The sequence below is a fragment of the Mesorhizobium sp. M4B.F.Ca.ET.203.01.1.1 genome, assembly GCF_004791025.1.
GTDB classification, from domain to species: Bacteria; Pseudomonadota; Alphaproteobacteria; order Rhizobiales; family Rhizobiaceae; genus Mesorhizobium; species Mesorhizobium abyssinicae.
Map to the genome: position 1 here is coordinate 109,370 of NZ_SRUO01000018.1, position 20,921 is coordinate 130,290.

At 60.2% G+C, this 20,921-nt stretch carries 17 protein-coding genes and 5 pseudogenes; 15 read left to right on the plus strand and 7 right to left on the minus strand.

Annotated elements, in window-relative coordinates:
* Positions 1-29 precede the first annotated feature (29 nt).
* The 10 genes and pseudogenes from EN846_RS28335 to EN846_RS28380 all read left to right on the plus strand — a co-directional run bounded on the left by EN846_RS28335 (position 30) and on the right by EN846_RS28380 (position 8,807).
* Complete coding sequence (locus EN846_RS28335) at positions 30-497, plus strand: thermonuclease family protein (RefSeq protein WP_135914058.1); 468 nt, start codon at positions 30-32, stop codon at positions 495-497.
* A 397-nt stretch (positions 498-894) separates the two neighbouring features.
* The gene (locus EN846_RS28340; RefSeq protein WP_135914059.1) at positions 895-1,227 is read left to right on the plus strand and encodes a DUF736 family protein; all 333 of its coding nucleotides are present in this window, start codon (positions 895-897) and stop codon (positions 1,225-1,227) included.
* A gap of 120 nt (positions 1,228-1,347) precedes the next feature.
* Complete coding sequence (locus EN846_RS28345) at positions 1,348-1,554, plus strand: antitoxin VbhA family protein (protein WP_135914060.1); 207 nt, start codon at positions 1,348-1,350, stop codon at positions 1,552-1,554.
* A gap of 66 nt (positions 1,555-1,620) precedes the next feature.
* Positions 1,621-2,663, plus strand: a pseudogene (locus EN846_RS28350) (Fic family protein).
* A 235-nt stretch (positions 2,664-2,898) separates the two neighbouring features.
* Positions 2,899-3,783 carry a zincin-like metallopeptidase domain-containing protein gene (locus tag EN846_RS28355; RefSeq protein ID WP_135914061.1) on the plus strand — a complete coding sequence of 295 codons (885 nt, stop codon included), beginning with the start codon at positions 2,899-2,901 and terminating at the stop codon, positions 3,781-3,783.
* A gap of 405 nt (positions 3,784-4,188) precedes the next feature.
* On the plus strand, positions 4,189-5,367 hold the full coding sequence (gene repA, locus EN846_RS28360; protein WP_135914062.1) for a plasmid partitioning protein RepA: 1,179 nt from the start codon (positions 4,189-4,191) through the stop codon (positions 5,365-5,367).
* Positions 5,368-5,446: 79 nt separating this feature from the next.
* The gene (gene repB, locus EN846_RS28365; protein WP_189523719.1) at positions 5,447-6,445 is read left to right on the plus strand and encodes a plasmid partitioning protein RepB; all 999 of its coding nucleotides are present in this window, start codon (positions 5,447-5,449) and stop codon (positions 6,443-6,445) included.
* Between the two features lie 155 nt (positions 6,446-6,600).
* Positions 6,601-7,806, plus strand: a complete 1,206-nt coding sequence (gene repC, locus EN846_RS28370; RefSeq protein WP_135914063.1) for a plasmid replication protein RepC — start codon at positions 6,601-6,603, stop codon at positions 7,804-7,806.
* Positions 7,807-7,896: 90 nt separating this feature from the next.
* Positions 7,897-8,328, plus strand: coding sequence for a DUF2384 domain-containing protein (locus EN846_RS28375; RefSeq protein ID WP_135914084.1), 432 nt, complete (start codon positions 7,897-7,899; stop codon positions 8,326-8,328).
* Positions 8,325-8,807 carry an RES family NAD+ phosphorylase gene (locus tag EN846_RS28380; RefSeq protein WP_135914064.1) on the plus strand — a complete coding sequence of 161 codons (483 nt, stop codon included), beginning with the start codon at positions 8,325-8,327 and terminating at the stop codon, positions 8,805-8,807. The genes EN846_RS28375 and EN846_RS28380 overlap by 4 nt, the downstream gene beginning before the upstream one ends.
* A gap of 21 nt (positions 8,808-8,828) precedes the next feature.
* Here the strand turns inward: EN846_RS28380 and EN846_RS28385 are convergent.
* The 3 genes and pseudogenes from EN846_RS28385 to EN846_RS28395 form a co-directional block, all read right to left on the minus strand.
* Positions 8,829-8,963 (minus strand): annotated as a pseudogene (locus EN846_RS28385) (integrase); the annotation flags it as partial.
* A gap of 36 nt (positions 8,964-8,999) precedes the next feature.
* A complete protein-coding gene (locus EN846_RS28390; RefSeq protein WP_135914065.1) occupies positions 9,000-10,172 on the minus strand; it encodes a site-specific integrase in 1,173 nt (390 codons plus the stop codon).
* A 9-nt stretch (positions 10,173-10,181) separates the two neighbouring features.
* Positions 10,182-11,276, minus strand: a complete 1,095-nt coding sequence (locus tag EN846_RS28395) for a hypothetical protein (RefSeq protein ID WP_135914066.1) — start codon at positions 11,274-11,276, stop codon at positions 10,182-10,184.
* Positions 11,277-11,509: 233 nt separating this feature from the next.
* On the opposite strand from EN846_RS28395, the gene EN846_RS28400 reads away from it, so the two are divergent.
* The 4 genes and pseudogenes from EN846_RS28400 to EN846_RS28415 all read left to right on the plus strand — a co-directional run.
* On the plus strand, positions 11,510-12,631 hold the full coding sequence (locus EN846_RS28400) for an RHE_PE00001 family protein (protein ID WP_189523720.1): 1,122 nt from the start codon (positions 11,510-11,512) through the stop codon (positions 12,629-12,631).
* A 103-nt stretch (positions 12,632-12,734) separates the two neighbouring features.
* Positions 12,735-13,415 (plus strand): XRE family transcriptional regulator, encoded by a 681-nt coding sequence (locus EN846_RS28405; protein WP_135914067.1) that lies wholly within the window; start codon positions 12,735-12,737, stop codon positions 13,413-13,415.
* Positions 13,416-13,685, plus strand: coding sequence for an RES domain-containing protein (locus tag EN846_RS36040; RefSeq protein WP_245518743.1), 270 nt, complete (start codon positions 13,416-13,418; stop codon positions 13,683-13,685).
* A 283-nt stretch (positions 13,686-13,968) separates the two neighbouring features.
* Positions 13,969-14,598: pseudogene (locus EN846_RS28415) on the plus strand (helix-turn-helix domain-containing protein); the annotation flags it as partial.
* A 705-nt stretch (positions 14,599-15,303) separates the two neighbouring features.
* On the opposite strand, the pseudogene EN846_RS28420 reads toward EN846_RS28415, so the two are convergent.
* The 3 genes and pseudogenes from EN846_RS28420 to EN846_RS36045 all read right to left on the minus strand — a co-directional run.
* Positions 15,304-15,768: pseudogene (locus tag EN846_RS28420) on the minus strand (transposase); the annotation flags it as partial.
* 158 nt (positions 15,769-15,926) lie between these two features.
* Positions 15,927-17,399 carry an amidase family protein gene (locus EN846_RS28425; protein ID WP_245518744.1) on the minus strand — a complete coding sequence of 491 codons (1,473 nt, stop codon included), beginning with the start codon at positions 17,397-17,399 and terminating at the stop codon, positions 15,927-15,929.
* Positions 17,400-17,428: 29 nt separating this feature from the next.
* Positions 17,429-17,770 (minus strand): hypothetical protein, encoded by a 342-nt coding sequence (locus EN846_RS36045; RefSeq protein WP_245518751.1) that lies wholly within the window; start codon positions 17,768-17,770, stop codon positions 17,429-17,431.
* On the opposite strand from EN846_RS36045, the pseudogene EN846_RS28430 reads away from it, so the two are divergent.
* Positions 17,718-17,870: pseudogene (locus tag EN846_RS28430) on the plus strand (IS5/IS1182 family transposase); the annotation flags it as partial. The gene EN846_RS36045 and the pseudogene EN846_RS28430 sit on opposite strands and share 53 nt — an antisense overlap.
* 369 nt (positions 17,871-18,239) lie before the next feature.
* On the opposite strand, the gene EN846_RS28435 reads toward EN846_RS28430, so the two are convergent.
* On the minus strand, positions 18,240-20,267 hold the full coding sequence (locus EN846_RS28435) for a CocE/NonD family hydrolase (RefSeq protein ID WP_135914070.1): 2,028 nt from the start codon (positions 20,265-20,267) through the stop codon (positions 18,240-18,242).
* Between the last annotated feature and the right edge of the window lie 654 nt (positions 20,268-20,921).

Consider the following 20,921-nt stretch of genomic DNA (forward strand, 5'->3'; position numbering starts at 1 on the left):
TATTGGCGGCCGTGGCCGTAATCTGGTGCATGGACGCGGCGGCCGAGCCGTCGGCATGGTCCGGCCGCGCGCGGGTAATCGACGGTGACACGATCAGTATCCCTCAGCAGCGCATTCGGATTGCTGCGATCGATGCATGCGAACTCGACCAGACCGGCTTGAAGGACGGCCAGACCTGGCGTTGCGGTGTCATAGCTCGCAGTTACCTTCGAAAGATGATCGACGGACAGCATGTCCGTTGCGATATCATCGACCAGGACCGGTATCGCCGTTTGGTCGGACAGTGCTTCATCGGCGATGCCGATGTGGGCCTCGCTATGGTGAACGCCGGGCTAGCCGAGGCGATGCTTCGATATCTGCCGTCATCCCATCCTATCAGCCTGGTTGAGTACGGGGAGGCCGAAAACCGCGCGCGTGGCAACGGTCTGGGGATCTGGTCGGCTGAGATCGAAAGTCCGCATCTCTATCGCCGCGCCAAGCCATCAAAGATGCCTTAACCGTAGATAGCCAAAATGGTGCTATCGAATGGCGAATGACGTGAGCCATATTGCTTCGCGTTTTTGCGCAAAGTCCGGCAAAGCTCGTTGCATCGGTTCGGATAATAGCTAATATAGGCTCATTTCTTGCCGCGTCAGGTGGACACCGAACAGGGAGAATGTTGCCAAATACGTTCATGTCTCACGCCTCTGCGGTGGTTGCGTTTGACGCTCGTTCGCACGTCGACGCGGTTTGCGCAAAGCCGGAGAGCGCAAAAATTTCCCCGCCTGCGGCTTCCTCGCGCGCCAAATTTTTTCGCCTTCCGGCCTCTTCCGCTTCGCTCCAGCCTACGGTGCACACCGCTTCCCGCCGTGCCATGTGAACGATCATCGCAACCACCAAAGAGGAGTGACTGACATGACCACCACCAACTACATCCAGTTCGATGCTGACGACCTCGACGCCGCCAAGGGCAAAGGCCTCATCTCCACCATCGAACGCGACCTGGACATCGCCGCTGTGCCGTTCAGCTCGGACAACGAAAAAGCACCGACGCATCGCGTCTATGCCAAGTCACCGCGCGGGCATGACATCGAGGTCGGCGGCATCTGGAAAAAGAAGAACGCGGATGGCAAGCCCTACTACACGCTCTCGATCAAGCGCCTCAGCTTCAACGCCAATCTCGGCCGCTTCCCGGGCCAGGACGACCCGACTCTGCAGGCGATCATCGAATGGGAACCCCGTGATTAATCGCAGTAAAGCGCCCGGCCAAAAGCCGGGCGCCCACTTCAGAAACCCCGAAAATCACCCCATAGTGCTGGATTTTCAGCACTTTTCTTGCTAGAGTGCAAGGCAACTGGAGATTGGCAGATGAACATCCATTCCGCACGTCCCGATCGTTCCCCGGAGGCTATTGCCAAGCGCAAGAAGGCCACCGATCAGGCCCGCGCGGCCAACATCCGGCAGGGCTACACCCACGATCCTGTTCTCGAGGCGGCCAACGCCCGGTATGTCGCCGGCGAGATCACGTCGGAAGAATTTCGCGAGCAGATGCAGGCGCGTTTCAAGCGCGTTTGACGCTCCAACTCTTGTTCGAATAAGCCGCCTGCGATCACGGGCGGCTTTTTTCATGAGGAATCGTATTTGGCGGACGAGTCAAAGGGATCGTACACCTACCCCGACGCGCCCGGCGATCCAGATCGCACGGGTGTCCTACGCAACAAGTTCGGGCTGACCAGACACTCGGAGCTGGGACCGGCCGACTATGCCATGACGCATATTCGACAGAGTGAGATTGCGGAGGGCCGCGGCCCGAGCGGCAATTTCGACAAGGAACATCTGAAGGCCATACACGGGTATATTTTGCAGGACGTTTACGAATGGGCCGGTCACACGCGCAACGAAAGCCCGATCGTCGACGGCCAGCGCGTCGAGCCGATCGGCAGCCTTTCCAAGGGCAGCACCTCATTCCTGCATGGCTCACGCATCGACTTCGGACTGGACGAGGCCTTAAAGCCGATCCGCGATCCCAATGTTCTTCGCACGGACACCCCGGAGCAATTCGCTGAGCGTGCGGGCCAGGTGCTCGCCGAGCTCAATTACGTGCATCCATTCCGCGAGGGCAACGGTCGCGCCCAGGAGGTGTTCATTGCCGAACTTGGCCGCCATTACGGCCATGAGGTGGATTTTACCGTCATCAGCAAACCGCGGATGATCGAGGCATCAATCGAGACCACAAACGACCCGTCCAGTCCGGCAATGAAGCATGTGCTGGAGGACTGTATCAATCCGAACCGCCGCGAAGCGCTTCGCGCTGCATTTGCCGACCTCGAACGGTGCGGCGAGAAGCCGTTTGAACACAATATCCGCACGGCACGGCCGGGAGAGGAAATCACCGGCCAAATTCTCGGCCATGACGATAGAGTCGCCAGTATCGTCACGGATGAGCGGATCATTGCCGTCGATCGGCCGACTTGCCCGAACGCTTGCCCGACGAAAATACAGAGGTCTCTTTCACCGCCCGCTCTGACTTTTCCCGCCTGGGACGCGAGAGACAGGCCACCGAGGCACACCTGCGGCCACAGCAGGCCGAGCAGCCACAGCGGGACAGAAGCGCCGGGCTGAAGGCTACCGAGGCCGAAATGGCGGCGCGGCGAGACCGTGAGCGCGACGACGATCGCGGTTGATAACCCCTGCCCTAGGCAACAAGCCTGCTTTTCGTCGAGGGTCGTCGAGCTGGTCGATGTCCGATGCGTTTCGGCGCCGCCTCAGTCCGTTGGGTGATTTGACGGACAAGCTACGATAGCCCCTCCCCCATGCAACCGCTGTCGCGGTCCTCCACTCCGTTTCAGCCCTACAGGTGCATGGGCTCGCGTCGGCTATCTCCGTTCTTTGCCGTCAACCAACGGAATGGAGACGGCCATGCAGAGCATCAAGGACACCTACCAACGCATCACCGATACCATCGTCGAGCAGCTTGAAGCCGGCACCAAGCCCTGGGTCCGCCCCTGGCGCGGCAGCGTACGACACTCCCGCATCCCGCGCCGCGCGACCGGCGAAGCCTATCGCGGCATCAATGTCCTGATGCTGTGGGTGTCCGGCCAGATGTTCGGCTACGAGGAAAACACCTGGATGACCTATCGCCAGGCGCAGGATCTTGGCGGGCAAGTCCGAAAAGGCGAGAAGGGAACGCTGGTCGTCAAGTACGGCACGTTCACGCCAAAGGAGCGCGAAGACGACGAGGATCGCTCGATCCCCTACCTCAAGGGATACACCGTCTTCAATGTCGAGCAGATAGAGAACCTGCCTGACCGGTTTGCCAGCCCGGCCGAGGAGCTGCCGAGCGTTCCTGTTCCGCACCTGGAAACCGTCGAGGTTTTCGTCAGAAACACCAACGCGAAGGTCAGCTACAGCGGCACGAAGGCGAGCTATCGACCGGCCAGCGATGACATCCTCATGCCGGACCGTGACCGGTTCGAAAGCGAGGTTCACTTATATTCGACCCTGCTGCATGAGCTCTCGCACTGGTCCGGCGCAAAGCGTCGCCTGGACCGTGATCTCAGTGGCCGATTCGGAACGGAATGTTACGCCGTGGAAGAGCTCGTCGCTGAACTCGGGGCATCATTCCTTTGCGCCGATCTCGGCGTGGCTCATGATCCGCGCGACAACACCGCCGCCTACCTGGCAAGTTGGCTCGCCGTCCTGAAGAACGACAAGCGCGCGATCATCACCGCCGCCGCCAAGGCTCAGGCCGCTGCTGACTACCTCACGGCCCTGCAGCCAGGCGCCGGACTGGAAGCCGCGTAGCCCGTCGGTCTCTAATCTGTTAGTTACCTATCGACGGGCAGACTTGCCCGTCGATACTCATGAGCCCGCCGGGGACGCAGAAAACCGGGCGATCGATGCCGGCCTTCCCGCCGCGAAGCGGTTGCCTTGGCGGCCAATTTGCGGACCAAAAAGGGAGCTGCGATAAGCGGCTGAGGGGGCTTCGTGGAGAATTCCAGTTGTCAGCCGTACTTTTTCGCCTTTCGGTCAATGATAACAATAGGGTAGGTTCGATTCCGGCTCGCAAGTTGTAGATCAGGGTGCCAGATCGTTCCCGTTAACCTTTTGTTAACTCAATATTTCTTGCCAGACCGGATAGAATCGGGCGACAGTAACGATAATTTAGGGGGAACCCCAAAAATATCGTTCCTGAAGGGCCGACGAGCAATGAACATAGCCGCTCACGTTGAAGAAATCGGCTTTGCAGACACCATTCTCGACCAAGGTAGCGAGATTTCACGCAAGCTCGACATGCTCCGCATCGAGAAATTTCCGCCGAATGCCCAGAAGACGCTTCGGCAGTTCTCCCTTGCGGAGGTAGCAGATTACATCGGGGTGTCCCAGAGCTACCTGAAGAAGCTGCATTTGGAGGGCAAGGGCGTGCAGCCGGTTACATCATCAACCGGACGCCGATCGTACTCTGCGGAGCAGATGAACGAGCTCAGGAGGTTTCTCGACCGCGAACCACGGCGCAGGGCAGGCGACAAGCTGCAGGTCCTCGCAGTCGTCAACTTCAAGGGCGGCTCAGGCAAAACAACGACTGCAGCGCATCTAGCGCAGTATCTCGCGCTCACGGGTCATCGCGTGTTGGCGATCGACCTCGATCCGCAAGCATCTCTCACTGCCCTTCACGGCATTCAACCCGAACTGGACCAAAATCCGTCGTTTTATGAATCGCTGCGATACGACGACGAGAAGAAGTCGATCGTCGAGGTCATTCGGACTACAAATTTTCCGAACCTCGACATCGTGCCCGCGAACCTGGAGCTTCAAGAGTACGAATACGACACACCACTGGCGATGCAGAACAAGGGGTCCAATGCGGGGAAGATGTTCTATACCCGCATCGGGGATGCATTGGCCGAGGTTGATGACCTTTACGATGTCGTTGTCGTCGATTGCCCGCCGCAGCTCGGATACCTGACACTGACGGCGCTGACTGCCGCCACCTCCGTTCTGATCACTGTTCATCCGCAGATGCTCGATATCATGAGCATGAGCCAGTTCCTGCTTATGCTCGGCGAAATCCTTAAGTCGATCGAGGGGGCTGGCGTGAAGGTCTCCCTGAACTGGTTTCGTTATCTCGTCACCCGATTCGAACCTACCGACATTCCGCAGACCCAGATGGTCGGCTTCTTGCAGTCCATGTTTGCAAAGCAGATGCTGAAGAATCAGATGCTGAAGTCGACCGCGATCTCGGATGCAGGGCTGACCAAACAGACACTGTACGAAGTCGAAAGGTCGCAATTCACTCGATCGACATATGACCGCGCAATGGAATCTTTAACTGCTGTAAACGGGGAGATTGCCGCTCTCGTTCACCAAGCATGGGGACGCAGGCAATGACCGTTCTGTTGTCAGCCGTACGATCGCGGGTTTCCGTCAACGATGACAATGACATGTTTCATTTTCGGAGAAGCTGAAGATGGCAAGGCGAGACGTGCTATTGGGCATAACGCAAGCGGAGACGACGAAGCCGGATCGCCAGGCGACCGCCGGTTACGCGACGCGTGGCGCCTCGCGATCGATGCTGTCTTCCATCGGTGAGCTTGCAGCCCAGGCGGCAAAGGCCGAAAGGCTGGTCGAAGGTGAAACGGTGGTCGACCTCGATCCCAGTCTCATTGACAGCTCGTTTGTTTCCGATCGCATGGAAGGCGACGACGAAGCCTTCGGTGAATTGGTGGCAGCCATTAGGGAGAGGGGGCAGGACAGTCCGATTTTGGTTCGGCCTCACCCCACGAACAACGGGCGCTATCAGATCGTATTCGGTCACCGTCGTGCTCGCGTGGCAAAACAACTTGGGAAACCCGTCCGTGCCGTTGTCAAGGAACTTCATGACAGGGATCATGTGGTTGCGCAGGGACAGGAAAACTCAGCACGGGCCAATCTGTCTTTCATCGAGCGAGCGGTGTTCGCACAGAATCTGGCGGATCTCGGCCATGACAGGGAAACAATTCAATCTGCTTTGGCGATCGACGCTCCAATGCTTACGAGAATGCTTTCGGTCACAAAACGCATTCCAAATGCCATCATCCATGCGATCGGAGCCGCGAAAGGTATCGGCCGCGACCGCTGGCTTGATCTGACGTTGCTGATCGAGAAGCCGTCAAATCTGATGAAGGCTAAGGAACTTGTTGATACTGAGGAATTCAAGTCGGCGGCAACCGATGACCGCTTCAACATCCTCTTCAATTTTCTAAAGACATCCAGAAAACCCAAGAAGGGAGCAGGTGCGTCCGCCAATGCCAAATCCTGGTCTCTGGCAGGCAAATCGGTCTGCGTGACCACGAAGGACACCGGGAAGGCGTTCACAGTAGCTCTGAAGGCCAAGGACGCCTCCCGTTTCGGTGCGTACCTTTCCGAGAACCTGGAGCAGCTCTATCGAGCATTCAGGGAATTGGAAAAGAAGCAAACAGGAGACTGAAACCGCAAAAGAAAAAGGCCCCCGACGGCGAACCGTGGAAGCCCTTCTCGATCTGTAGCAAGCCGAGAATCTCATTTCCGCGAATCAGTGTCAAGAGTTTTAAGCGTCGATTCGGCGGACGGATTTCTTTTGCCTAATTGAAGGCGAAGGAAGAAATGGAGACGGGTATTGCAACGACGCCCTTTGGGCGGCGGCCGATGTCGCTTGCCATGCTGGCAGCGCAAAACGCGTCACGTGAGACCCCTAAGGGCAGGGTCGTCGACAAGTGGCAGATCTATCGCAACCTCTGCGAGGGCAAAAGCATCATTGGCATCGGCGATCGCGCCCTGGCCGTCCTGAATGCGTTGCTGTCATTCTATCCTGACAGTGATTTAAGTGAGGAAAACGGCCTCATCGTGTTTCCCTCGAACGCACAGCTGTCGCTCAGGGCGCACGGCATGCCCGATTCCACCTTGCGGAGGAACCTGGCGGAACTGGTGGATTGCGGTCTAGTCATCCGTCGGGACAGCCCGAACGGCAAGCGTTATGCACGGAAGGGCAGGGGTGGGGAGATCGAGGAAGCATTTGGTTTCTCGCTGGCGCCGCTGCTGGCCCGTGCTCAAGAGTTCGAGGCGGCGGCCGAGCGTGTTCGCGCCGACAACAGAGCGCTCAGGCTTATGAGAGAACGCATTACGCTGCACCGCCGGGATATCCAGAAGTTGATCGAGGCGGCCGTTGAGGAAGACGTGCCGGGCGACTGGGGAGGCCTGTGGAGGCACTTCCGCGCCGTTGTGGAGTCAATTCCGCGCCGAGCCAACATTGCCGAGCTTGAACCGATCGTGGCCGATCTGGCAGCGTTGCGTGATGACGTGGATAAGCTGCTGGAAATCCATATGGGATCTACGATTCCGAGCGGCAATGAGTCCCAAAGCGAGCGGCAGCAATCTGATTCAAATACCGACTCTATTTTTGAATTTGAACCTGCTTTGGAAAAAAGCGGGGCGGCGGCCGAGCCACTAACGAGGACCGCAGAGCCGCCGAAAACCTATCCGCTGGGGCTAGTGCTGAAGGCCTGCCCCGAAATTGCGGACTACGCCGTTGAGGGGATCGGCAACTGGCGCGATTTCATGATAACCGCCGCCCAGGTGCGGGGATACCTGGGCGTTTCGCCGTCTGCGTATGAGGATGCCTGCCATGTCATGGGTCAGGAAATCGCCGCGGTGGTGATTGCGTGCATTCTGCAGCGGGCACAGCGCATCGAGTCAGCTGGTGGCTATCTTCGCGTGCTGACCGAGAAGGCGAGGGCAGGGGAGTTTTCGGTCGGGCCGATGCTGATGGCGGCATTGCGAGCGAACGGCCCGACTGCAAAGATGACAGGGTAACGCGTGGGCGGATCAGTTCGCGCTGATGCAGAGGCTTGTATGTCGCATCATGTGAGGCTATATTTTGCCTCACATGGAATGGAGAGCGAAATGCTAGCGTTTGGAAATGTCGCCGACGTGTTGGGGCTGCCCGTCAAAGAAGTGGCGGCGCGGTCGCCTTTCGGGCTGATCTCCCGGATCGAGGATGGACTTCCCATTGGCGCACTTGAGCGCGTTGCGCATCTTCTGGCGCCGGGCGATGCTCAGTTCAAATTCCGGCTGATCCCCAAGGCGACCTACGAGCGGCGCAAGGCCGTACATCGCCTCTCGTCGGACGAGGGGACACGATTGGCCCGCGTCGCGCGCGTCTGGGGCCTTGCTGTCGATGTCTGGCAGAACGAAGAGGAAGCGCGCGATTTCTTGTTTAGGCCGCACCCGATGATTGAGGACAAGCGACCGATCGACGTCGTTATCATGAGCGAGTTCGGTGCCGAAATGGTGGTCGATATTCTCGCAGGGCTGAAGTACGGCAGTGCTGCGTGACGGCGCAGACTCTCGATCGCACTCTCTCGTCCTTTCGTATCGGCGATCCGGCCGGCACCTACCCTATCTTCGATGCGACCGGCTCGACTATCGCGCCAGGGCGATGGAACACGCCCGGAAGTCCTGTCATCTACACCAGCGAGCACTATTCGACGGCCCTGTTGGAAAAGCTGGTGCATGGCAGCGGCCGACTGCCGCCCAACCAACACTACATCGAAATCACTATCCCCCGCGGACTGAGTTACGAGGTCTTTTCCCAGCCGTCACTGCCCGGCTGGGACGCGATGCCGGCGACGGTGAGCAAGGGATTTGGCGAAAGCTGGTGTTTAGAACGGCGCAGCGTCATCCTGCTGGTGCCGAGTGTCGTGGCGCGTCTCGATTGCAATGTGCTGATCAATCCGGCGCATCCGGAGTTTTCAAGGATCCAGACAAGTCTGCACCAGCCGGTCTACTGGGACCGGCGGTTGTTTGGCGCGTAACGCGGGGAGGGGCTTTCTCGTCTACAAGACCGAGGCCTTGGTGAGATTGACGCGGAACCGGTCACATCGGCGCTGATATTTCCGCGTCATCTCGGCCGAGGCGTGGCCGAGCTGCCTCTGCAAATAGCGCTCATCGACCTCGGCCGACGAGGCAAGCTCGGGGCAGGGCCGGAGCACTTTGGCCCCTGCGACTCAGACGATGATCCGCGCCGCCCGCCCGAGCGTGCGCTCGGCATCATTGTAGTAGTTGGACGCCTGTTGCACCGAGCGGTGCTGCGACTGCTGCATGGCTTCGGGCAGCGGAATGCCGCGACGGGCAGTTTCGGTGAGATAGCCGGAGCGCAGACCGTGGGCGGAAAACAGCGCCGGATCGAGCCCGGCCTCGGCGGCGCGGCGCTTGAGGATCAGATTGACCGCTTGCGGCGTCAGCGCGCGTTTTTCGAGATTGCCCCAGCGATCGATGCCGCGGAACACGGCGCCCTCTGTGATCCCGGCGCGTTCGAGCCAGCCTTTCAGGGCCAGAACCGGCCGGCCAACCAGCAGCACGAAGGCGTCGCTGTCGGCCTGTGTCGTTTTTGTCCGGCCGAGCCGGATTTTTAGGCACGGCAGTTTGTCCAAAGAGTCGGGAGCCTTGGGATCGGCCGGCACCGGCTCTTCTTCGACGATCTGCTCGAACCTGAGCGAAGCAATTTCGCTGCGGCGACGGCCGCCTGAGGCGAAGGCGGTGATGAGAAGGGCGCGGTCGCGCACGTCGACGAGACGGTCGCCGGCGCAGGCTTTTAGGAGCGCGGTCAAAATGTCGGCGGTCACCGCCTTTTTGCTCTTGCGGCCCCGGGGGCGGGCGCTGGCGCGCACCGCCAACTTGATCGCGCTCTGCAGTCGCGGCGCGTTGAATTTTCCCCTAAGACCGCGCCATTTGGTCAGCGTCGACCAGCTGGACAGACGCCGGCGCACGGTGTTCGGCGCGTGCGGTCCGTCGACGCGCAACAGTTTGGCCGACTTCAACGCCGCGGTCACGTCTTCCGGCATGCCGTGCGAAACGTCGGTTTCACGCTTTGCGGGATCCCACAGGTGATGGGCGACGAATTTTATCAGCAATACCTCCGGCGCCGGCCAGGGCAGCGAAAAACCGGTCGCGGCCAGAGACCAGGCTTCGAGGTAACCGAGGTCGGAGGCCAGGGCGCGCAAAGAATTTGCGCCGATGCCTTCTTTGGCGAGATGGCGCAGCGTTGCGACGTCGTCGTCGGTCAAAAGTTCGGCCAGAAAATCGCGCCGGTCGAATGGCAGCACCGAATCCAGCGCATCGAGCGCCTCCGCACGGCGCAGTTTTTGGTCGGATGCGGGTTTTGGCAGGCGAAGATCCATGACGGCGGCTCAGAACAGATATTTTTTGTCGGCCCAGGCGAGCAGCACGGCGGCATCGCGGTCTGGCAGGCGCACGCGGCCGGCACGCAATCCGTCGGCGATCGCATCGCCGACGTCCGGATCGACCCAGTGCCCGTGCGTCATCAGAAAGAACCAGGCGAAGGGCAGGCCCACCTCGGCGTCGATCGCCTCGATCCGCTCCATCAGGCGGTGCACCGAACTGTCTTCCAACGGCAGCTTCCCGGCGGGCATTTTGAGCGGCCGCGGGATAAAACCGATCTCGCGTTTTTGGCCACGATCTTCAAGATCGTGGATGTCGAAGGCCCAATGGTCAAAAATGCGGTGGGCGCAGGCGCTCGACCGCTGCCAGTCGGCAAAAAAGCGGTTCTCGCGCGGCACAAAGTCGAACCAGTCCGGATTGGCCTCCAGGAATGGGATCTCTCGTGTGCCGGTGGGCCCAACCTCGCGAATGACGCGGTTTTCGAGCTCGGGACGGCGTGCCGCCCGCTGTTCGCGTTCGATGCGGGCCCGGCGCGCCAAGAAACTCCGCATGTGAACGATGCCGCCGCCGGCGCGGCCGCGCAGCCGGTAGACCGGTCCTGCGAGCTGCTGCGCCTCGGCAGCGGAATCGCGAGAAACCCAGGACGGCTCCAAAAGATCGTCGGCGCTATAGGGGCGATAATCGGGATCGACGACGGGTCCGGCCAAAACCTCGATCTCGCGGCCGAGCGAGAGCTGGATAAAATCGGCGACGCCCGGCCCGGTCGGCGCAAAGGCGAAGGCGCTGGCGCCGCGCCATTCGGCGAATTTTTCCCCGGCCCCGCGATGCCGGTGCCAGAACGCGGTGAGATCGCCGCCCAGTTCGGCCAGCTCGCGTTCGATCCAGGCGCGATGATCGCCGCAGCGCGTGCCGTCGGCAGCGACGACGGCGTGAGGGCTGCGCCAATAAAAATCGTCGATCGTCGCGACGGTGAAGGCAAAGCCTGGAAAGGTTTTGTTGAGGGCAGGGGCGAGCTCGGCGTCGGCCGACTGCGCCTGCAGAGATGTGAGTACGGTTTCGACGGAAGCGGGGTCGGGCAGGCGGACGGGTTTTTGGTCGGACATGCCAGGCGGCCTTTCTCGCGCGGCGAAATGGCCGCGCCTTGCGTGATTCTCGGCCGCGCGGGACGTCGCCGGCGGCCATCTTGGGGCCGAAAATGGCTGATTTGCGCCGCAAAAACAATCACTATCGATAAGAGGTGATTATCGATAGTGACAAAGACGCCAGAGAAAATCCCCAGCAAGTCAACTTAAGTGCCAGATAGCTTGACTAACGCGAATCAGCCATCATGAAAACAATGCCTTACGACATCAGCCTTTTTTCCCTCGACACCCTCATCGCGCCCGTCGCGAAGGCGACCGAGGCGCTGGCTCGGCTCGACGAGCGGCTGGCCCGCTCGCCGGTCCGCGACGGTTTTGTCGAGCGCCAGCATTTCGCCGACGCAGCCGCCGCGCTGTGGCTCGAGGGCGAGCTCGTCCACCTCGAAGACCTCGTCCTGCACGACGCCCACATGGACGTCCGCACCCCAACCCACGAACTCACCCGCGCGCACGCGGTGCTGCGAACCCGTCGGCGCATTTTTGGCCAAAAGCCGGACTGGGCGCTCAGTCGCGACGGTTTTTTGGCCCTGACCGGCAGGGACGGCGCGATGCCGGCGGCGGAGGGCCAAAACAATCGGGAAGGGGAGGGGGCTGGAGCCAGCCCCGTTGAAGCCGACGGTCGGGACGATGGTGAGGACGATCTTTTGGCTGAAGAATTTGCCGAGATCGATGCTGTACTGGCGCGCTCGTCAAAGATTCTGAGCGGCGCCGACGTGCCGGCGAGGACGCCGCGTTCGGACGAGCGGCCCGACCTGATCTACGACCTCGACTGGAATGAAGAAGAACGGCTCGCCGAATGGCGGGATGTGATCGCCAGGACCCGCGATCTGCCGGTCATCCTGCGCGCCGCCGTCCTGCTCGAGGCCTGGTCGGATATCGAGGTGCTGCAGCATGCCACGTGGCTCGGGCCGCTGTTCGTCGCCGCGCTGCTGCGGCAGGAGGGTCTTGCCGGCAATCATCTCGTCAGCCTGCAGCTCGGCGCCAAGAATATTCCACGAGAGCGGCGGCGGGCGCGCAATCGCTCGGATCGGTTGTTGGCTTTTGTCGATGCCATCCACGAGGCAGCGCTCGCCGGGTTGAAAGAGCATGACCGGCTGGTGATGGCGAAAAGCCAGATGGAACGGCGGCTGCGGGAGCGGCGCGTCAGTTCAAAACTTTCCGACCTGATCGAGCTGGTGCTCTCGCGGCCACTTGTCTCGACTGGCATGGTTCAGAAGGGGCTAAAAGTGACAAAACAAGGGGCGCTGAATCTGGTCGGTGAGCTTGGGCTGCGCGAGATGACGGGGAGGGGAAGGTTTCGGGCGTGGGGGATTGTGTGAGCCTCAGTCGGTCACGATAACAATTCCATCACCTTTACGAAATTATCGAACTTGACGAACTTACGATCTGTAACCATATTGGTGACAGCAGGAGGTTGTCATCATGGCCGCTCCAAAACGCAGCAATCATAGCGGGACCGCATCCCATGCGGGAGTCGCCCTGAGTTTTACCACGAAGTTGCCGGCACAGGCCGATTTCAAAAAGGTGTTGCTCGAACGCTATCAGGAGGCGATCGCACGCAGCCGCAAGATCGGCCATCGCGTATCGTTCCGGGTAGAGGTCGATCCGGCCGCCGGCGCGCAGACGATCACGCCGGTCGAGGAACAGCCGAGCGCTTCAGATGCTTTTCCCGTCGAGGATAGGGGCAAGCCCGACGCTGAGCTTGAAGCGGCGCTCGCCAAGGCGCGCGAATGCGGTCGCAAGCGTGTTGCCGAAATTGTGGCCGGCGAAGACATGCTAAGTGCCGAAGCCTTTGCCAAGCTGCTCGGCACGTCGCGGGTGACGGTCAACGCCAAGCGGCAGAATGGTCAGGTGCTCGGGGTCAATGGCGCCAAGCGCGGCTTCCGCTTTCCTGTCTGGCAACTCGACAAGGACGGTCGTCCCTTCGGGGCATTGCCGGTACTCCATGCGACGTTGGGCGATCGTGCTTGGGCGGTCTATCGATTTCTGGTGTCGCGCCATGGCGCGCTCGATGGGCGGACGGGACTCCGAGCCCTTCAGCAAGGCGATGACGGCTCGGTGTTGGCCGCGGCGGAAGGCATAGCCAGGGGCGATTTCGACTGAATGCCCGGCGTCCCACCTCCACCCGATTTCGGGCGCGCAAAGCTCGAAATCGAGACCATACCGCCGGGGCGGACATTCGGTCGGATCTACTGGAGCACCTATCCTGATCCCCTCGGATACGGGAAGTCGGCGAGCCGTTTCAGCGATCCGCGGCGTCGTGTTGCTGCCAACCGTTTTGGCGTTCTCTACCTCGGCGACTCTCTGAAGGTTTGCTTCCTCGAGGCCGTGTTCCGAGATCGGCGCGAAGGACTTTCGACGACCTCCCGATAGAGGAGGTGGAACTGACCCAACGGCGCTATGCGGAGATCACGACTACGGCGGTCCTTCGCCTAGTCGACCTCAGGGGCGACAATGCGGTCAGGATGGGTGTTCCCACCGACGTTGTTCGGGCACAGCGCCAGAACTTGGCGCGCTGGTGGTCGGTCACGTTTCACGTGTAAAAGTTTAAACTTTATCTGACAGACGGTGTCCTAGGCTGAAGCTTGAGCCGAGGCCGGGCGCGGAGTGGTCAGGGTTCGCAGCGCCCGGCCTCGGCGTTGGAAAGGACACTGACATGACCAAGGACCAAAAGATCATCCGCGCCAAGGTGGGGCTGTTGGAGCTGGCCAAACAGCTCGGCAATGTCAGCCAGGTCTGCAAGATGATGGGCTATTCGCGCGACAGCTTCTACCGCTTCAAGGAGCTTTACGAGACCGGCGGCGAACTGGCGCTGCAGGAACTGACGCGCCGGAAGCCGCTGTTGGCCAACCGCACGCCGCCCGAGGTCGAGGCGATCATCCTCGAGCTGACGCTGGAATATCCCGCCTATGGGCAGACCCGCATCGCCAACGAAATGCGCAAGCTCGGCCACTCGGTCTCGCCGTCGGGCGTCCGCGGGGTGTGGCAGCGTCACGATCTGGAGACGATGGAGAAGCGGCTGAAGGCGCTGGAGGCCAAGGTCGCCCAGGACGGTATCGTGCTCACCGAGAGCCAATTGGCGGCGCTGGAAAAGGCCAAGCTGGACAAGGAGGCGCATGGTGAGTTCGAGAGTGAATGCCCGGGCTATTGCGGCGGCCAGGACACCTTCTATGTCGGCAACATGAAGGGGGTCGGACGCATCTACCAGCAGACCTTCCTCGACACCTATTCGAAGGTCGCCTTCGCCAAGCTCTATGACCGCAAGACGCCGATCACCGCGGCCAACACCGCGCGGAGGCGCAACGAAGCGGTCTGTCCGCATTCAACCCAGAGCTTCCCGACGGCGGTCGCGCCATCGCCGACATCTGCCGAAATCCGAAATCCCCATAGCCATCGCCCGTGGCCCGCGGGTTTCTTCTTCGGGGACTTTCGTACGCCTGCTGGCGCCCGAAACTCTTCACGGAAGCTGACGTGCAGCTTCTGGTATTCGGGTAGCGATTAGCGGACGTCGGATTGCCGACGATCGAAGGTCTTGCAGCACCACGTTAGGATTGTCGGTCACACTATAGACCAGACAAATCACCGACACGCGAAACCTAGGGGCGCGTATCCCTGCTTGAAGGACTAGCGGCCATCAAATGCCGGCGGCTATTGTCCGCCAATGTCGATCAATCTGGGCCATCATGACGTCGAGATCCGCCGGCAGTTCGGCAGCGACAGCGCGCGCCTCGTCAACAGCTGGAATTCCGCCACCATGGCGAGGTGATACCTGACCTCCATCTCCAGGTCGGGGATACGAATCCCTTCGTCGAGATCGCCGTTACCCACCCTCGGGGAGAGGAGAAGATTTCCCGCCTGAAGAGGCTGAAACCAGCGGCGGCCGTCGAGATCGACCTGTCCTCAGTCCCCCGCAGCAAGCCAGTGCCCTCAGGCTCTCCTTCTTGTGCGCCCGCTCATAGCGCGCATCCAGAATGAGGTACGGGTAAGGTTAGGCAAGCCGCTGCTCATAGAATGCCTCCAGCGCCTCATCCAGCCGCGCCGTCGCCTGGCTCACCGTCGAGGCCGAGAAGGAATGGCCGCACAGCTCCTCGGTGATCGCCTTGACCTTCCGGGTTGACACGCCTTGCACGTACATCTCGACCAGCGCCGATACCAGTGCCTTTTCCGATCGCTGATAACGCTCAAACAACTCCGTCGAGAACCGGCCGGCCGGATCTTGCGGAACCCGAAGCTCCAGCACGCCAACCCGCGTCACAAGCTTGCGTTCGTAATAGCCGGACCGGGAACCAACCCGCTCCGTCGTCCGCTCGCCTTTCTCGGCCCCGATCGCCTCCGTCATCTCGGCTTCCAAAGCCTCCTGCACGACAGTCTGCAAAACTCTGCGAAAGCCGTCCTCATCCGACAACAGCAACGCTTTCAACTCGCCTCTGCTCAGTCTAACGTCTCGCTTGGTCATGGCACTTACCCTTCCACGGGAATCGGTGATCGCAACGTCACCAGCGTGCCATGGCCGCCCTTCGCCTCAGAGTAAGGGCTGGTCTCTCTCCAGAGCTTTTTGCAGAACCTTCAGGACACTATCTGCGCTCCCGCGAAAGGGACTTCCAAATCGGACTCTTATGTCAGGCGAGAACCACTAGCACCTAGAGGCGGCGTAGTGTTGGGCGATCGTCTCGGCCTGACTGCTTGCTCGTAGGCATAAGCCAATGCGACTAGGCGATGGTCCCCCAGCGGGCGACCAAGCAACTCCATGCCAATCGGCAGATTGTCCGAGGTGAATCCTGCAGGAATCGCCATTGCCGGAAATCCAGTTACAGCGCTAAGGCTGGTGTTCGTTTTTGGCGATACACTGCCGATGAGGGGTGGCCTACTTCGAAGCGTCGGATAAGCTAGAGCATCTAACCCGTGTAAGTTAAAAATACTCAAGAGATCGCGCTGAATGCCTTCTCGACGCGCGAGCGCGAGGCGGTATTCGGGGCTGTCTTCACCGGCGGAGGTATTCGCATGCTGTAGCTGTTCTCGCAGCTTCGGATTAAACAATCCTTGACTCAAGATCTCCGACAGAGACGACACAGGAGCGCTTGGGATGGCGGCGAGGTAGTCCGCTAGATCGGACCTAAATTCGTAATCCCACACTACACCGTCCGCGACCTCCAGCGGAGTTGGAAGTTCGATTGCAAGAGTGACAGCACCACACTCCTTCAATCGCTTCACTGCAACTTCTACGACCCCCATCGCCTCCGCATCGTCCGCTTCGCGGAAGAAGTTACCGACGATACCCAGTCGGGCGCCCTTTAGAGCTGCCGCATCAAGTGCTCCAATAAAGGACGGCACTCGACATGCCGCCCCTCTCGTTCTTGGATCGGCAGGATCAGGTCCGACCGTGACGTCAAGCCCCACCGCCAGATCGATTACTGTACGGGCGAGCGGCCCTGCTGTGTCATGCGTATGCGAGTAAGGTATGATGCCCCTGTTACTAGATAGCCCCTTTGTCGGCCGCAACGCAAATAAGTTATTGTAAGCTGCGGGTATGCGGATAGATCCGGCTGTATCGGTTCCGTATGCAATCGCGGCAAGACTGACGGCAGCGGCCACACCGCTGCCTCCACTTGAGCCTCCAGGAATCCTGTTGAGATCGTACGGATTGCGCGTCTGGCCACCCAACGAGCTTGTCCCGGTTATGGTTTCAGCAAGATCATCCATGCTTGCTTTGCCTAAGATGACGGCACCCGCCTCACGCATTTTTTTCACTTGGAAGGCATCGTTCCGTGGCCACAGCTTAGCTAATGCAGAACAGCCGGCAGATGCGGGCATCTCCGATGTCGCAAAGTTGTCCTTCAGGATGATCGGCACTCCGTGCATTGGCCCCCGCACCCGACCAGCCCGCCTTTCATCATCGAGTGCGGCGGCGGCATCATAGACGAACTGATTCAAGCGAATTACTGCGTTAAGGCAGGGACCCTTTCGATCATACGCTTCTATCCTAGCAAGGTAAGCACTGACGACGCCTTGGGATGTTACGCGACCTGAAGCCATCGCAACCTGCAGTTCGGGAATAGTGGCTTCGCAAATCTCAAACGGAATGGGCATTGATTGAACCTTGTATGGGGATTTGTTTGTCAAGCCATTTTGGCTGCCCGGTTCAACCAGCTCCGCTGATTTGAGAGGATCCGAGGGGAGCCCACCATCGCACGCAACAAATGCGCCGCCACCTTGTACTCGGTGGGATCCGTTGCTGATCCCGACCATGAAAAATCCATGCGCCGCAACGCGGTGAGCAGCTTGTGGGCGAGTGCTACGATCATTCGTCTTGCGTTGCGAGTGTCCTGACCAGTCAGGGCGGCGATGATCTCGCCGCTGTCGGCATCCAGTGCAAGAGGCAGCTTGCGCCAGCTGCGACGTGATTTGGTGCCGTGCTTCTCCACCTTGAGCAGTCGGGCGCGGACATGGCAATCGCCCAACAAACGGCATGATCGCCAGGTTACGCCGGAGGGACCAGTGCATGTTCTTGTTGACACCACTGGCCTGCAGGTCTACGGCGCCGGCCAGTGGCTGGAGGATGATCGGGACAGCGAGCGTCTGCCCCATCAGCTGCAGCACCGATTCCAGCAAGCCTTCTGCCTGGTCAGCCGCAGCCCAAACACAAGGCCCAGCGTCAAGGTGGTCTCGATCGCCAGATCAGAATAGCGGGGCTGGCCGCCACGCGTCTTGGCGCTTGCCACCTGAACAGGGCTTCGGGCGTCACCCACAGTCAAACTGCCACCATGACGAAGTCCTGCCTCATATTCTGGCCAGTTCGTCACCCTGAACTTCATCTTCTCGATACGATGGCGGCGCGCGCTATTGTGTTTGAAAGGCATGACTAAACCAAAAGCGGTTCCGTGCTGCCTAACTCAGCCCGCTAAACGATCCCTGCACCTTCGGTCGCTGTCAGTTGAGGTCTCGCGGCCACTCCTTCACCTCTCTGCTCTCGACCGCCACCTCGTCGCCGTCGTGAGCGAGCATATGGGTCTCTATTCGCCATACATCGCGAAAAGCCCTGACGGTCGCGCTCACAGCGATACTGGCTTTCCAACTATCGCGTGAGAACGTGTATTCCCAGGTGCAGGTTCCCTCCGCTGAGTTGGGGTCGTCCGGATTGATGCTGAAGCGGTCTACACTTCGCGCCGATTGCGTGATGCCGGTATGTGGATGCAGAACCGTACCGGCATCGTTGGCGACCTGGTACACGGTTAGGCCGGTAATGTGATCTGTCCAGACAGACCGCTTGAAGGGTTCCGCCTCGACAATCACCTTTTGCTCCATCGGGCGTGCGCTTTCTGGAGGGGGAAAGGCGGCCAGCGTCGTATCGAGCGGCTGCGCCTCGCGCACTGGCAAGATCAGCCGGCTTGAACCGCAATGGATCGACAAGGTTGCTTTCTCCGCCGTCGGAAAGACGATGGGCCAATGGGAGGTAGCAACCGCGAGGCGGATGCGCTCGCCAGCCTCGAAGCGCTGCCCGCAGCATCGCAGCTTCAGTAGGATCGTCTCGAACTTTCCCGGCACCATCGGCTCGATCTCCAGATCATCATGACGATGGCTGAGGTTGAGGATGCCGAAGCTCACCCGTGAAGCCGCACTATCGGGGAAAACCTGCGACAGCGTGGCCGAAAGAAGCGCGGTGGGCCTGTCGGAGGCAAGCGTCACCTCGAATTCGGGAAAGCCTAGGATCTCGACCGCCTCGGTGAGTGGCTCCGTCTCGAAGATTAGCGCATTGCCTCCCTCGGTCCGCTGATCGATCGGTTGTGTTGGCACGGCGCCATATCCGCACCAGGAGCCAGAGGATAGGCCTGCGGTCTGCGGCGAGCAGATCGTCTGCACCTCGTCCTTACCCTTTTTCTCACTTAGTTGGTGCGGTGCAAGATACAGCATTCGCTTTTTCACGCCTGGTCCCGGCCAACCCGGTTCAGCAACCCAGCGGCCGGGACGCTCCTCATAGATCGGCGCTGGTCTTGCAGAGTCCTGGATCCAAGCCCGCAGCATCGGCTCGTTTTCAATTCCGGTGTCGATCCCCTTCAGATACTGGTCCCACCAGCGAAGACACTCCTGCAGGAAGCCGATCCGCGGCCCGGGCTTGGCGAAATGCGGATATTTATGCCCCCACGGCCCGATGAGGCCCTTGCGCTTACCTGGCAGTTTCTCCAGCATCCGGAAGATTGCGTTGGGATAGCCATCGACCCAACCACCCACGGCATAGATCGGGATCTCAATGTCGGCATAGTTCTCGCAGACGGAGCCATGCTTATAGAAATCGTCGCGCCGTTGATGCTCGAACCAGTCATGCGCCCAAATGCCGTTGCCGTTGAGCCTCTCCTCCCACATGGCACGCCAGCGGTCGCCGACGATCAGCGGATCGGGTGGAGTCATGGCGCCCGCCCAGGCGGTGGTTCCCCACCTCAGCTTGTCGCACATCATGGCGCCGCCCAGATAATGAATATCGTCGATGTAGCGATCGTCAGTCGAGCACAGGGAAATGACGGCTTTCAGCGCCGGCGGGCGGCGGGCGGCAACCTGCAGCCCGTTGAAGCCGCCCCAGCTAATGCCGATCATGCCGACGCTGCCCGAGCACCAGGGCTGCTTCGCCAGCCATTCAATGACAGCCAAACAGTCATCCTGCTCCTGCTTCAAGTATTCGCCCTTGCACAGCCCTTCGCTGTCGCCGGAGCCCCGCATATCGACGCGCACGCCGGCATAGCCGTGCCCGGCGAAATAGGGATGCGTCAGCGCATCGCGCTCCACCGTCCCGTCGCGCTTGCGATAGGGCAGGTATTCCAGAATCGCCGGCACCGGATCGGCCTCGGCATCCTCCGGAAGCCAGATTCTGGCGGCCAGCTTCACGCCGTCTGGCATCGGAATCCAGAGATTCTCGATCTCGCGCACTTTGCGCGGGAAATCGGTGACGACGCGTATATCTTCCATGGCTCTCTCCGGATTTTCGGCGCGCCCCGAGTGGAGCGGCTAAGTCGGTGCGGTTGGCGGGACTTCGACAGTCCGGCCCACTGGCAGAAAGGCTTCTGCGGTCGGTGTCGATCCTCCCGCTTTGCTCAACGAGATTGTTTCTCTTTTAGTAGTATGACGTGTGGGGGAGACCGGTTTGCGCCAAAGTGCGTCAGCTGCTGAAATGCGAAGCACACAGAGTAGTTCAGTTTGAAATGAAAGTTTCCGTGACGCCCTTCGGGCCTGATCCAGACAGGGCTGAGATCGGTAAGTATTTGACACCGGCTGGGAATGCGTTGCGCAGGCTTGAGCAACTTAACTCGCGTTCAGGGATTTGCGGCATAGACCCGATGGCATGAACACCGCGACCGTCAGCGACAAGCGCCCATCGCTTCCCGCGGCGTTGGTGCACGGATCTGGATGACGGATCTCGATTTTTGATGACGCGCGGGCAACGCTTCCTTTGCCTTGGGGCGGGCGGATTTCGAGCGTGCGCAGGCAACACGGTGGTAAGCGATGTCCCGACGGCACCTTTCGGTGATCGGCGTGAAGGACGATGTTCGGAGCCTTTGAGGGCTTCGACACATGACGATTTCAGAGCTTACGCTTAAATCCAGCGATCACGAGCCCGCGCGC